Source organism: Streptococcus oralis, from assembly GCF_022749195.1.
GTDB lineage: Bacteria > Bacillota > Bacilli > Lactobacillales > Streptococcaceae > Streptococcus > Streptococcus oralis_CI.
Window position 1 is genome coordinate 575,173 of sequence record NZ_CP094226.1, and the last position, 12,632, is coordinate 587,804.

A 12,632-nucleotide genomic window follows, 5' to 3' on the forward strand; every position below is an offset into this window, starting at 1 on the left:
TAAACGAAAAAAGGAAGATAGATTATGACAAAACGTGTAACAATTATCGATGTAAAAGACTACGTTGGTCAAGAAGTGACCATCGGAGCCTGGGTTGCCAACAAATCTGGAAAAGGGAAAATTGCCTTCTTGCAATTGCGTGATGGAACAGCCTTCTTCCAAGGTGTAGCCTTTAAACCAAACTTTATTGAAAAGTTCGGTGAGGAAGTGGGACTAGAGAAGTTTGATACAATTAAACGCCTAAGCCAAGAAACTTCTGTTTATGTGACAGGAATTGTCAAAGAAGATGAGCGTTCTAAGTTTGGCTATGAGCTCGATATCACAGACATCGAAGTGATCGGTGAATCTCAAGACTACCCAATCACTCCAAAAGAACACGGCACAGACTTCTTGATGGACAACCGTCACTTGTGGCTCCGTTCTCGTAAGCAAGTAGCGGTTATGCAAATCCGTAACGCGATTATCTATGCGACTTATGAGTTTTTCGACAAGAACGGCTTCATGAAGTTTGATAGCCCAATCCTTTCAGGAAATGCAGCAGAAGATTCAACAGAACTCTTTGAAACAGACTACTTTGGAACACCAGCCTACTTGAGCCAATCAGGTCAGCTTTACCTAGAAGCAGGGGCTATGGCTCTTGGTCGTGTCTTTGACTTTGGTCCAGTATTCCGTGCTGAAAAATCAAAAACGCGCCGTCACTTGACTGAGTTCTGGATGATGGACGCAGAGTACTCTTACTTGACACACGATGAGTCACTTGACTTGCAAGAAGCTTACGTAAAAGCCCTTCTTCAGGGCGTTTTGGATCGTGCACCTCAAGCCTTGGAAACCTTGGAACGTGATACAGAGCTCTTGAAACGCTACATTGCAGAGCCATTCAAACGCATCACTTACGATCAAGCCATTGACCTCTTGCAAGAGCATGAAAACGATGAAGATGCTGACTACGAGCATTTGGAACATGGCGATGACTTTGGTTCACCACACGAAACATGGATTTCAAACCACTTTGGTGTGCCAACATTTGTCATGAACTACCCAGCAGCTATCAAGGCCTTCTACATGAAACCAGTTCCTGGAAATCCAGAACGCGTACTTTGTGCAGACTTGCTTGCACCAGAAGGATATGGAGAAATCATCGGTGGTTCTATGCGTGAGGAAGACTACGATGCCCTTGTCGCTAAGATGGATGAACTTGGTATGGATCGTACAGAGTATGAATTCTATCTTGACCTTCGTAAATACGGTACAGTTCCACACGGAGGATTTGGTATCGGTATCGAGCGTATGGTAACCTTCGCAGCTGGAACCAAACACATCCGTGAAGCCATTCCATTCCCACGTATGTTGCATCGTATCAAACCATAAAATGAATCCAAACGCCCTTAGGGCGTTTTTTCAAAGTAGAAGAAAGAAGAGGTGGAGAACATGTAAAGCACAGCTTAACAAGTGACAAACACAAAGATACAAATACACTTGTTAAAGGAGAAACTATGTTTAAACGAAATTACCGGAAGAATATCGGTCTCATGGCTGGTGTGGAATTTTTTGCCTTTCTGGGCATTACCAGCTTTTGGATTCTATTTCTCAGTCAAAACGGGATGTCGCTTTGGCAGATTGGCTTATTGGAAAGTATTTTTCATGCCACCAGTGTCATCTGTGAAATTCCCTCAGGAATGTTAGCTGACCGCTATTCCTATAAAACCAATCTATATTTAAGTCGAATAGCTGGGATTGCCTCGTCTATTCTCATGTTAGCAGGGCAAGGTAATTTTTGGATTTACGCACTCGCTATGGTGGTGAGTGCCTTGTCTTATAATTTTGATTCGGGGACGAGTGCAGCCATGGTTTATGATTCGGCTGTGGAGGCTGGATTAAAAGAGCGCTACTTGTCTATCTCCAGTTTTATGTCAGGAGTCGCAGAAGGGACTCGGTCTTTGGGGACCGTTTTAGCGGGATTTTTTGTCCATGGTCAATTGCACTTGACCTACTATATCATGATTGTTACTTCTATAATCGTTCTTTTCCTAACTTGGATGCTAAAAGAGCCTAGTGTTAAAGCGCAAAAATCTGAGCGTTTGACGATGAAAAAAATAATCTGGACTGTCAAAGAGGAGTTGCGGAGAAACCCCAGTCTTTTTAGTTGGATGATTCTTTCCCAAATCATCGGGACACTGATGTGCATGTTTTATTTTTACTATCAAAATCAACTTCCTGACTTAGAAGGGTGGCAGATTTCGATGGTCATGTTGATGGGCAGTGTTTTGAATATCTGGGCAGTTTATCTAGCAAGTAAGATTGGAAAGAAGTATTCAGCCTTAAAACTCTTTCCCATTCTTGTACTCTTGACGGGAGGAACTTATTTGCTTTCCTACTTTGGTACGCCGCTGATTTATATTTTGGTTTATTTGATCAGTAACGCCTTATATGCTCTCTTTCAGCCGATTTTTGATAATGATTTACAAAAGCGACTCCCAAGTGAGGTACGGGCAACCATGCTAAGTGTCTACTCTATGATGTTCAGCCTAAGCATGATTATCATTTTTCCTCTGACGGGATGGTTGATTGATTATCTAGGATTTGTAGTAGCCTTCCTTTACTTAGGGCTCATTTTAGTACTAGCCAGCTTTTTGCTATTTTTCATTTTGAAAGAGATGGCTGGAGCTTTGAAACTGGAAGAGGATGTTATTTCTAAGTAATAAAGTTATTTTTTCACTTTTATCTTTTTTACTTGCTATCTATCAGTTTTTCTAGTATAATGGTTTATTGTGAGCGAACCTCACTTACCCCTTGCAAAGACTGGGGGTCATTAGACCAAAAGGAGGAACATATCAATGGCTAAATACGAAATTCTTTATATCATTCGTCCAAACATTGAAGAAGAAGCGAAAAACGCTTTGGTAGCACGTTTTGACTCTATCTTGACTGACAACGGTGCAACTGTTGTTGAATCAAAAGACTGGGAAAAACGTCGTCTTGCATACGAAATCCAAGATTTCCGTGAAGGACTTTACCACATCGTTAACGTTGAAGCAAACGACGACGCAGCTCTTAAAGAGTTTGACCGTCTTTCAAAAATCAACGCTGACATTCTTCGTCACATGATCGTCAAACTTGACGCGTAAGAAGGTAAATTATGATTAACAATGTTGTACTTGTAGGGCGTATGACACGTGACGCTGAGTTGCGTTATACCCCATCAAATGTAGCAGTTGCGACTTTTACTCTTGCAGTAAACCGTACATTTAAGAGTCAAAATGGCGAACGTGAGGCTGATTTCATCAATGTCGTTATGTGGCGCCAACAGGCTGAAAATCTTGCTAACTGGGCTAAAAAAGGCTCTCTTATCGGGATCACAGGCCGTATCCAGACTCGTAGTTACGATAACCAGCAAGGACAACGTGTCTACGTAACAGAAGTCGTGGCTGAGAATTTCCAAATGTTGGAAAGCCGCGGAGTGCGCGAAGGACATTCAGGTGGAGCTTATTCTGCACCAACTGCTGGCCAATCAGCACCTGCAAACCCAGTACCAGACTTTTCACGTTCTGAAAATCCATTTGCAGCAACCAATCCATTGGACATTTCAGATGATGATTTACCATTCTAATGGACAATTAATACTATAAAGGAGAAAAAACATGGCTCAACAACGTCGTGGCGGATTCAAACGCCGTAAAAAAGTTGATTACATCGCAGCAAACAAAATTGAATATGTTGATTACAAAGATACTGAGCTTCTTAGCCGTTTCGTTTCAGAACGTGGGAAAATCCTTCCTCGTCGTGTAACAGGAACTTCAGCTAAAAACCAACGTAAAGTAACAACAGCTATCAAACGCGCTCGCGTAATGGCTTTGATGCCTTTCGTAAACGAAGATTAAAAAAGAGGTCCGGGGGACCTCTTTTTCAGACTCTTACGGGTCTTTTTTTCACGAGCCTTGAAATGAGAGAGCGAGTTGAGGTCCAGTGGACCTCTTTTTCATGAGCTCGGAAATAAGAAAGCGAATAAGACCCCGACGGGTCTTTTTTTCACGAGCATGGAAATGAGAAGGCGAGTTCAGTCTGGGTGGACCTCTTTTTCAGATTTTTATAGGATTTTGTTAGAAAGGATTCCCTGTTGACCTAGTAAGATTCTTTTGTCTTACTAGGTTTTTTCTTTTAATCTTTATTATCGTGCTATAATGGTAGGAGAAAGCTATAAAGGAGCAACTTATGAAGACGACATGTTCAATTAGAAAAATGCAAGAATCTGACATTAAAGATCTATCTCGAGGATTTATCAGCCAAGGTTGGCCGGGTAGAGAAGAAATTTTGGCTAGATATTTTCTTGAACAAGAAAGTGGGGAGAGAGAAGTTTTAGTTGCAGAGGTTGAGGGTACTGTAGCGGGTTACATTACGATTTTACCCGATGCTAAGCAGGGTCCCTTTGATGGAATGGCTCCAGAACTTTCAGATTTCAATGTCTTTGAGCCCTTTCAAAATCAAGGTATTGGAAATCTCTTGCTGGAAGAAGCAGAAAAACGAGTTGGGCTCATATCGGATAAGGTGACCCTTGGTGTTGGGCTCCATTCAGGGTATGGACCTGCCCAGAGATTGTACATCAAACGAGGCTATATTCCAGATGGGACGGGTGTTTGGTATCAGAACCATCAAACGGCCATGAATGCGGTTTGTGAAGATATCGGAGAATTAGTCTTGTATCTGTCGAAAAATTTGTTTTAAGACAGATTTTATAAGGTTTAAATTTTAAATATAGCAAACAATCACAGTCCCTTTTTCATTCGAAAAAGGGATTTTTTTGTTTGAATGAGCTTGCTCTATTCCTCAAAGTGGTAGAATATAATTGTTTGAAATTTCGATACAAAAATAAATATTGAAAAAAACATATAAGGTTTAGTTTTTTTAAAATACGGATTCTTTGAAAAGTCTTAAAATTTCCTAAAATAAGGCTTTTTGGAGGTTGTAAATAACATTGTTACAAAAAGGTTACAAATTGTTAAAATTAAATTAAATGCAATAGTATACTTTAATAATAAATTGACATTTAGATTAATAGGCGGTAATATAATTATGATGCTCAAATTAATTGATTTGAGGAATAATTGGATATAGTGATTAATATCATGTATCAAATATTATTGTAACAAAAGGATACTATAATGAAAAAACTGAAAGTGATGGTTGTTTTTGGGACACGACCGGAAGCGATTAAAATGGCCCCTTTAGTGTTGGAATTGCAAAAACATAGTGACAGTATTGAGACGATAACAGTTGTGACAGCTCAGCATCGTCAAATGCTGGACCAAGTTCTTGAAACGTTTCGCATCGAGCCACATTATGACCTGGATATTATGGGGAAGAATCAATCTCTCTTAGATATTACTGGAAAAATTTTAGAAAAGTTTGATCCAGTTGTTAAGCAAGAACTTCCAGATATAATTCTTGTTCATGGAGATACAACAACAACTTTTGCAGCAAGTTTAGTTGCTTTCTATAATCAGGTACGTATCGGCCACGTTGAAGCTGGTCTAAGGACCTTTGATAAGTATTCTCCTTTCCCAGAAGAAATGAATCGTCAGATGACTGATAACCTAGCGGATCTTTATTTTGCTCCAACTAGTGAGAGTAAAGAAAATCTCCTCAAGGAAAATCACCCTGAGTCTGCTATTGTCATTACGGGAAATACAGCCATTGATGCCTTGAAACTAACCGTTCAATCGGATTACTATCATAAAGTTCTGGATCAATTGGACCCAGATAAGAAACTTGTATTGGTAACCATGCACCGTCGTGAAAATCAAGGTCAACCAATGAGAAATGTCTTTACAGCTTTACGTGAGATGGTCGATCTTCATCAGGAAATTGAAGTTGTCTATCCTGTTCACCTTAGCCCTGTCGTTCAAGAAGCAGCAAAAGATATCTTAGCTGGGCACAATCGTATTCACTTGATTGAACCTCTAGATGTACTTGATTTTCATAATTTGGCTTCAAGAAGCTATTTTATCATGACTGACTCTGGCGGAGTTCAAGAAGAGGCGCCTTCTCTCGGCAAACCTGTCCTTGTCCTTCGTGACACGACGGAACGTCCAGAAGGAGTACGTGCGGGTACTTTGAAGCTAGTTGGTACGGATCCAGTAAGTGTGAAAGAAGCGATGACAGCACTCTTAACAGATGAAACTCTTTATGGACAAATGTCTCAGGCACCAAATCCTAATGGAGATGGAAATGCATCAGAAAGAATTGTACAAACTATTAAACATTATTTTGGTTTTGCTGAATCTGCATCAGAGTTTCAAGAAGGAGCTAGGACAAAATGAAAAATTGGTATAGATTTAGAAACTGGTTTCTGACTTTGCTTGGATGTGAGCTTCTTTTGTTGGTACTTTGCTTTTTCTATGCTCGAACTATTATTTTAGAGCAACTATTGTTTTTTGCCTTAGCCTTATTTTCGGTTTTAGTTTTATCTGATTTACTCCTTGCTTGGACACTTATCTTATCTTTTGGATTGGGAGTCATTGTTTTAATAGCAGGTGTAGTTTTCATCCCTAATTCTTCAGTTCTGCTTTTATTAATCAGTTTTCCAACATTGCTTGCTATTCTAATGAAGGTTCGACATTATTTATTAAAAATGGCTTCAAAGGTTCAGGATCAAGAAGATGATGCCAAATCAGATTATCATTCTATGGTAAATAAACAAAGTGAATTTGTGCTACAGTCAGTACTAATTCATTGGTCGCATGAGGACCTATTTTTTCAGATAAATCCAAGAGAATATAATCGCATGTTAGTTCGTATTCAAGAAATAATTGCTCAAAAACTAAGTTACAATGATAAACTTTACTATCTTTCGGAGGGGAATTTTATTATATTATCTAATGATAGTCGGATTTCTTTACAGGAATTTTGTTTGAATAATATAGTGAAGGATCTAGAGGCTTTGCTTTTCCATGGGAAAAATGGAATGCAAGAGATTCAATTTCAATTAGGTTACTTAGTGGTTGACTCGCAAAATAAAAGTAAGTATCAAAATTACTCTGATTTAGCGAGCTATTTGAAACGTCAATTAGAGACGGATATAATTGTAGAATATTAGGAGGGGAAATGACTCTAACAGACCTATTTTTCAGAATTGCTTTGGGAGTGAGTTTCTTTTTTGGAATTTGTTTTGCCATACTATTTATTGCATATAATATTCTTTACTATCGGGTGAATAAGAATTTTAAGGCGGTGAAACATGATTAGTCAAATACTGATGATTTTTACCTTGCTTACAATTTGGATTTCTCTAGCTTGGGGCTTGGTAATTCTCTTTTCGGCAGTACACTTTTGGTTTAAACACAGTGATTTTCGTGTAGATACTTCGCCACTTCCTTATTATCCGAAGGTTACCATTGTCGTACCTGCTCATAATGAGGATGTGGTTATTGCACAGACGACAAAAGCTATCTTGGATATGAATTATCCTCACGACCGTGTGGAGTTGCTCTTGTTTGCGGATAACTGTTCGGACAATACCTATGCAGAGTGTTTGTCTGTACAAGCCATGCCCGAATATGCAGGAAGAAATCTGACTATTATCGACCGTACTGGTACGGGAGGAAAAGCGGGCGTTCTAAACGATGCTTTGGAGATGGCAACAGGCGAATATATCTGTGTTTATGATGCGGATGCCATGCCTGAAAAGAACGCTCTTTATTTCCTTGTAAAAGAAGTGATGAAGGATCCAGAACGTCACGTGGCATCTTTCGGTCGCAACAAGACTCGAAATGCCAATCAAAATTTCTTGACACGTTGTATCAACCAAGAAATCGTTGTTACTCAGCGGGTGCACCACGTTGGGATGTGGCATCTCTTTAAAATTGGGCGTATCCCAGGAACCAACTTTCTCATTCAAACCGACTTTGTAAAGAGTATCGGTGGTTGGAAAAATGGTGCCTTGACCGAGGATACCGATATTTCCTTCAAAATCATGCAGAGTGGTAAATTGATTGCCCTTGCCTATAATTCAGAGGCTTTCCAACAAGAACCTGAGACTTTAAAGAGTTACTATATGCAGCGTAAACGGTGGGCGAAAGGAAATTATGAAGTTGTTCTCTCAAACTTTAGGCATTTATTTAGCAGAGGAAACTGGCGTGTCAAACTAGAAGTATTTAATTATTCTTGTGTCTTCTTTTGGTTTAACTTTGCCATTGTTCTCTCAGATTTAATTTTCCTAGCGAATGTGCTAGCGATCTGCCTTAATCTTTTCTTACCAGATGTCAGAGTTCCATTCGCTTTTGATGCGGACAATATCTACATCGCCCAGCTTATGCTCTTCAACTGGATACTTATGATTGGTCTGTATTTGATGCAAATTATGACAGCATTAGCAAGTCAATTTGGACAAGCGACGACTAAACAAATCTGGTTGGCCTTGGCATCTTATTTTAGTTATTCTCAGATCTTTATTATCGTATCGGTTGATTCTATCTCATCTATTATACTGGATAAGGTACTTCGACGGAAAGAAACCAAGTGGGTTAAAACCAAACGGTTTGCAGGATAGGAGGTTCTATGAAAACAAATAAATTAAAATATGTCTGGTTTGTGCTCATCCTATCTATCTTTTGTTTAACTTTGTTTTTGGCAAGAGGAAGGACTAAAATCGAGATGCGTAATCGAATTTACAGTCAATGGAGTCAACAGTTCCTTGTTACAAAAGGCGATCAGTCTTATGTTCGTACGACGAATGATTCTGAGGAAACGACAGTTCTATCAGAAGCTCAAAGTTACGGCATGCTCATAACGGTTTTAGCAGCCCAAAAAGGACAAGCAACACAAGCAGATTTTGATAGCCTTTATCGCTATTATCAAAATCATCGCATAGAGGGAACGCAGTTAATGTCTTGGAAACAAGTGATCAAAAATGGTAGTGAAACGGTCAAAAAGCAAAATGCAACTGATGGAGATCTCTACATTGCTTATTCCTTGATTGAAGCTTCTAAGCAGTGGCCAGATAAAGCACAGGAATACCAAGAACAGGCTAAAAAAATCTTAGAAGATATTCTTCGATACAATTACAATAAAGAGACAGGTGTTTTAACAGTAGGGAACTGGGCAAATAAGAATTCCGATTATTATTACTTGATGCGTACGTCTGACACCTTACCTCACTATTTCCAATCTTTTTATGACCTGACTGGAAATAAACAGTGGTTAGACATTAAGGATAAGATGCTTGGCCAACTAGAGCAAATCAGTTCTCAATCTGATACGGGTCTCTTGCCAGACTTTATCTGGGCTGAGAAGTCTGGGGCACGTCTTGTTGATGCCAACACTATCGAATCTCAATACGATGGGGCGTACTCTTATAACGCTTGTCGTTTGCCATATCACTTGTCACAGAGTCAGGATGAAAGAAGCCAAAAACTCGTTCAAAAGATGATGGATTTCTTTATGAAAGAGCAACGCATTTATGCTGGTTATGACTTGAACGGAACGGCCCTCAATCAATACCAGGCAGGTAGTTTCTTGGCACCGATTACCTATGCATCTGACAAGGGAGAAGGTTATCTGAAACTTCTTCAGCAAAATAAATACATTTTCACACAAGATTTACCTTTGGACAACTACTATGATGCAACGATGATTACCATGATTGCTCTAGAGATGTTCTAGGATGAAAAGGGAGGGCTAGTTTTACTAGCTCTCTTTTTGATAGGATTTTCATCTTTTTTCAAAAAAGGAATTTCATCAGCTTTATGGTATAATGGAAAGAGTGATGGAAAAGAGGTAGAGAGATGGATGCGAAATTAAAATACAAGGCAAAGAAGATTAAAATCATCTTTTTTGATATTGATGATACCTTACGTACGTCAAAGACAGGTTTTATTCCAGCTACAATTCCCACTGTCTTTAAACAGTTACGTGAGAAAGGAATTTTAACAGGAATTGCCTCTGGTCGTGGTATTTTCGGTGTTGTTTCAGAGATTCGTGAGCTCAAACCTGACTTTTTTGTAACCCTAAATGGGGGCTATATAGAAGATAAAAAAGGGAAGGTGATTTATCAGCATCAGATTGACAAGTCAGATGTTGAGGAGTATGTCTCTTGGACGAAGGAAGAGGGAATTGAGTATGGCTTGGTTGGCAGTCATGACGCCAAACTTTCTACTCGAACAGAACTGATCAGTGAGGCTATTGACCCGATTTATCCAAACTTGGATGTGGATCCTAACTTCCATGAAAAAGCAGATATTTACCAGATGTGGACCTTTGAAGATAGAGGGGATGACTTGCGGTTACCAGATAGTCTCTCTGGTAAACTTCGCATGGTGCGTTGGCATGAACATTCATCTGATATCGTACCGATTTCAGGATCCAAAGCAACTGGTGTTGCCAAGGTTGTAGAATATCTAGGCTTGAAACCAGAAAATGTTATGGTCTTTGGAGATGGGCTCAATGACTTGGAACTCTTTGATTATGCTGGAATCAGTATTGCTATGGGAGTTTCCCATGAAAAAATCAAAGAAAAAGCAGATTATATTACAAAAACAGTAGAAGAAGATGGTATTTTTGATGCCTTAGAAGGATTTGGTATGGTAGAAAAAGAATTGCATTTCCCACAAGTAGAAATTGAAACAGTAGAAGGTCCTCTTGCGACCATTAAGACAAATCACGGAGACTTGCGTATCAAGCTCTTCCCTGAACATGCTCCTAAAACAGTAGCCAACTTTGTTGCTCTGTCAAAAGACGGTTACTATGATGGTGTGATTTTCCACCGTATTATCAAGGACTTTATGATCCAAGGTGGAGACCCAACTGGTACTGGTATGGGTGGTGAGTCAATTTATGGACAAGCTTTTGAAGATGAATTTTCTGAAGAACTTTATAATATCCGTGGCGCCCTTTCTATGGCCAATGCGGGTCCAAATACCAATGGTAGCCAGTTCTTTATCGTGCAAAACCAACATTTGCCGTACTCTAAGAAAGAGATTGCGCGTGGTGGCTGGCCTGAACCAATTGCTGAGATTTATGCAGAACAAGGTGGAACTCCTCACCTTGACCGTCGCCATACTGTTTTTGGGCAATTGGTGGACGCAGAATCGTTTGCGGTCTTGGATGCCATTGCAGCTGTTGAGACAGGTGCAATGGACAAGCCAGTTAAAGATGTAGTAATTGAAACGATTGAAATTGAGGACTAGAATGAAAATTGGTGATAAGCTAACTGGGCGTATTACGGGAATTCAGCCCTATGGTGCCTTTGTCGAGTTAGAGACAGGGGTGACAGGGCTGATTCACATCTCGGAAATCCGAACGGGATTTATTGAGAATATCTATGATATTTTAAAAATTGGTGATGAGGTTCAAGTACAGGTGGTGGATTTTGACGAATACACTGGGAAGGCTAGTCTTTCTATCCGTACTTTGGAAGAGGAGAAACATCAATTGCCAAGACGGAGACGTTTTTCAAATGATCGTATCAAGCACGGTTTTGCACCACTTGGACGAATGATGCCTGTTTGGACGCGTGAGGCACTTGAGCATTTAAAGAAGAAACCATAAATACGATTATCCAAATCATTTGTAATATTAACATAATTTGTTATAATAAAAGTATGAAAGAAGAACAGTTGTTAAAACCAGGAGAGCGAATCAATCAGCTCTTTTCAACAGATATCAAGATCATTCAAAATAGAGAGGTGTTTAGCTATTCGGTGGATAGTGTTCTTTTATCACGCTTTCCTCGCTTCCCTAAACGGGGGTTAATTGTGGACTTTTGTGCTGGAAATGGTGCAGTGGGACTTTTTGCTAGTTCACGTACTCAGGCGCGGATAATATCTGTGGAGATTCAGGAGCGTTTGGCGGATATGGCAGAGCGTTCGGTTCAGTTGAATGGCTTGGAAGAGCAGATGCAGGTCATCTGTGATGATTTGAAAAATATGCCTGCCCACATTCAGGGAAGTAAGGTGGATATGATTTTGTGTAATCCGCCTTATTTTAAGGTGGATCCGCATTCTAATCTGAACGAGAGTGAACATTACCTTCTGGCCAGACACGAAATTACGACTAACCTGAAAGAAATTTGCCGTAGTGCTCAGAGTATTCTCAAGTCTAATGGCCGTTTGGCCATGGTTCATCGTCCAGATCGACTTTTGGATATTCTAGACATGCTTCAACGCCATAATTTGGCCCCCAAGCGCCTGCAATTTGTCTATCCTAAACGTGAGAAGGAGGCCAATATGCTCTTAATCGAAGCTATCAAGGATGGATCGACCAGTGGCTTTAAGGTCTTGCCACCTCTCATCGTTCACAATGATGATGGTTCCTATACACCAGAAATTCAAGAGATTTACTATGGATCATAAGGCATATATGTACGTGGTGGAGTGCCGCGACGGTTCTTACTATACGGGCTATACAACGGATGTGAAGAGGCGCCTTGCCGTTCATAATAGTGGTAAGGGAGCCAAGTATACCCGAGCTCGATTACCAGTCAAACTTATCTATGTAGAGGGTTTTGCCACTAAGGAAGAAGCCATGTCTGCTGAAGCTCTCCTCAAACGCAAGAAACGTCTACAGAAAGAACGATTTTTATCCGAAAATCAAGAGAAAAATCTAGTCAATCATATTGATGTCTAACGAGGAGTCCTTTGACT

14 protein-coding genes are annotated in these 12,632 nt (G+C 39.9%); all 14 read left to right on the top strand.

Annotated elements, in window-relative coordinates:
• Positions 1–24: 24 nt before the first annotated feature.
• The 14 genes from asnS to MP387_RS02930 all read left to right on the top strand — a co-directional run bounded on the left by asnS (position 25) and on the right by MP387_RS02930 (position 12,615).
• Positions 25–1,368: an asparagine--tRNA ligase gene (gene asnS / locus MP387_RS02865; RefSeq protein ID WP_423218897.1), complete on the top strand. Its 1,344-nt coding sequence runs from the start codon at positions 25–27 to the stop codon at positions 1,366–1,368.
• 125 nt (positions 1,369–1,493) lie between these two features.
• On the top strand, positions 1,494–2,699 hold the full coding sequence (locus tag MP387_RS02870; RefSeq protein WP_070683872.1) for an MFS transporter: 1,206 nt from the start codon (positions 1,494–1,496) through the stop codon (positions 2,697–2,699).
• A gap of 135 nt (positions 2,700–2,834) precedes the next feature.
• Positions 2,835–3,125: a 30S ribosomal protein S6 gene (gene rpsF / locus MP387_RS02875; RefSeq protein ID WP_002896497.1), complete on the top strand. Its 291-nt coding sequence runs from the start codon at positions 2,835–2,837 to the stop codon at positions 3,123–3,125.
• A gap of 11 nt (positions 3,126–3,136) precedes the next feature.
• A complete protein-coding gene (gene ssbA / locus MP387_RS02880; RefSeq protein ID WP_242747550.1) occupies positions 3,137–3,607 on the top strand; it encodes a single-stranded DNA-binding protein SsbA in 471 nt (156 codons plus the stop codon).
• 31 nt (positions 3,608–3,638) lie between these two features.
• Positions 3,639–3,878: a 30S ribosomal protein S18 gene (rpsR, locus tag MP387_RS02885; RefSeq protein ID WP_000068664.1), complete on the top strand. Its 240-nt coding sequence runs from the start codon at positions 3,639–3,641 to the stop codon at positions 3,876–3,878.
• A 331-nt stretch (positions 3,879–4,209) separates the two neighbouring features.
• A complete protein-coding gene (locus tag MP387_RS02890; protein WP_242747552.1) occupies positions 4,210–4,719 on the top strand; it encodes a GNAT family N-acetyltransferase in 510 nt (169 codons plus the stop codon).
• A 437-nt stretch (positions 4,720–5,156) separates the two neighbouring features.
• Positions 5,157–6,314, top strand: a complete 1,158-nt coding sequence (gene wecB, locus MP387_RS02895) for a non-hydrolyzing UDP-N-acetylglucosamine 2-epimerase (RefSeq protein ID WP_242747554.1) — start codon at positions 5,157–5,159, stop codon at positions 6,312–6,314.
• Complete coding sequence (locus tag MP387_RS02900) at positions 6,311–7,090, top strand: hypothetical protein (protein WP_242747556.1); 780 nt, start codon at positions 6,311–6,313, stop codon at positions 7,088–7,090. Before wecB ends, MP387_RS02900 begins: the two co-directional genes overlap by 4 nt.
• 141 nt (positions 7,091–7,231) lie before the next feature.
• Positions 7,232–8,542, top strand: a complete 1,311-nt coding sequence (locus MP387_RS02905) for a glycosyltransferase family 2 protein (RefSeq protein WP_242747558.1) — start codon at positions 7,232–7,234, stop codon at positions 8,540–8,542.
• Between the two features lie 8 nt (positions 8,543–8,550).
• On the top strand, positions 8,551–9,654 hold the full coding sequence (locus MP387_RS02910; RefSeq protein WP_242747560.1) for a family 8 glycosyl hydrolase: 1,104 nt from the start codon (positions 8,551–8,553) through the stop codon (positions 9,652–9,654).
• A gap of 122 nt (positions 9,655–9,776) precedes the next feature.
• Complete coding sequence (locus tag MP387_RS02915; RefSeq protein ID WP_242747562.1) at positions 9,777–11,177, top strand: bifunctional Cof-type HAD-IIB family hydrolase/peptidylprolyl isomerase; 1,401 nt, start codon at positions 9,777–9,779, stop codon at positions 11,175–11,177.
• A 1-nt stretch (position 11,178) separates the two neighbouring features.
• A complete protein-coding gene (locus tag MP387_RS02920; RefSeq protein WP_000689619.1) occupies positions 11,179–11,538 on the top strand; it encodes a S1 RNA-binding domain-containing protein in 360 nt (119 codons plus the stop codon).
• 53 nt (positions 11,539–11,591) lie between these two features.
• Entirely contained in the window at positions 11,592–12,341 is a 750-nt protein-coding gene (locus tag MP387_RS02925; RefSeq protein WP_000657018.1) for a tRNA1(Val) (adenine(37)-N6)-methyltransferase, read from the top strand.
• The gene (locus MP387_RS02930; RefSeq protein ID WP_242747564.1) at positions 12,331–12,615 is read left to right on the top strand and encodes a GIY-YIG nuclease family protein; all 285 of its coding nucleotides are present in this window, start codon (positions 12,331–12,333) and stop codon (positions 12,613–12,615) included. Before MP387_RS02925 ends, MP387_RS02930 begins: the two co-directional genes overlap by 11 nt.
• The last annotated feature ends 17 nt before the right edge of the window (positions 12,616–12,632 follow it).

Bases quoted from the DNA above. Each gene is read 5' to 3' on its own strand.
- MP387_RS02915 (WP_242747562.1), top strand. From the start codon at position 9,777: ATGGATGCGAAATTAAAATACAAGGCAAAGAAGATTAAAATCATCTTT.
- MP387_RS02905 (WP_242747558.1), top strand. From the start codon at position 7,232: ATGATTAGTCAAATACTGATGATTTTTACCTTGCTTACAATTTGGATT.
- MP387_RS02890 (WP_242747552.1), top strand. From the start codon at position 4,210: ATGAAGACGACATGTTCAATTAGAAAAATGCAAGAATCTGACATTAAA.
- MP387_RS02900 (WP_242747556.1), top strand. From the start codon at position 6,311: ATGAAAAATTGGTATAGATTTAGAAACTGGTTTCTGACTTTGCTTGGA.
- wecB (WP_242747554.1), top strand. From the start codon at position 5,157: ATGAAAAAACTGAAAGTGATGGTTGTTTTTGGGACACGACCGGAAGCG.
- MP387_RS02920 (WP_000689619.1), top strand. From the start codon at position 11,179: ATGAAAATTGGTGATAAGCTAACTGGGCGTATTACGGGAATTCAGCCC.
- MP387_RS02930 (WP_242747564.1), top strand. From the start codon at position 12,331: ATGGATCATAAGGCATATATGTACGTGGTGGAGTGCCGCGACGGTTCT.
- MP387_RS02925 (WP_000657018.1), top strand. From the start codon at position 11,592: ATGAAAGAAGAACAGTTGTTAAAACCAGGAGAGCGAATCAATCAGCTC.
- rpsR (WP_000068664.1), top strand. From the start codon at position 3,639: ATGGCTCAACAACGTCGTGGCGGATTCAAACGCCGTAAAAAAGTTGAT.
- asnS (WP_423218897.1), top strand. From the start codon at position 25: ATGACAAAACGTGTAACAATTATCGATGTAAAAGACTACGTTGGTCAA.
- ssbA (WP_242747550.1), top strand. From the start codon at position 3,137: ATGATTAACAATGTTGTACTTGTAGGGCGTATGACACGTGACGCTGAG.
- MP387_RS02910 (WP_242747560.1), top strand. From the start codon at position 8,551: ATGAAAACAAATAAATTAAAATATGTCTGGTTTGTGCTCATCCTATCT.
- rpsF (WP_002896497.1), top strand. From the start codon at position 2,835: ATGGCTAAATACGAAATTCTTTATATCATTCGTCCAAACATTGAAGAA.
- MP387_RS02870 (WP_070683872.1), top strand. From the start codon at position 1,494: ATGTTTAAACGAAATTACCGGAAGAATATCGGTCTCATGGCTGGTGTG.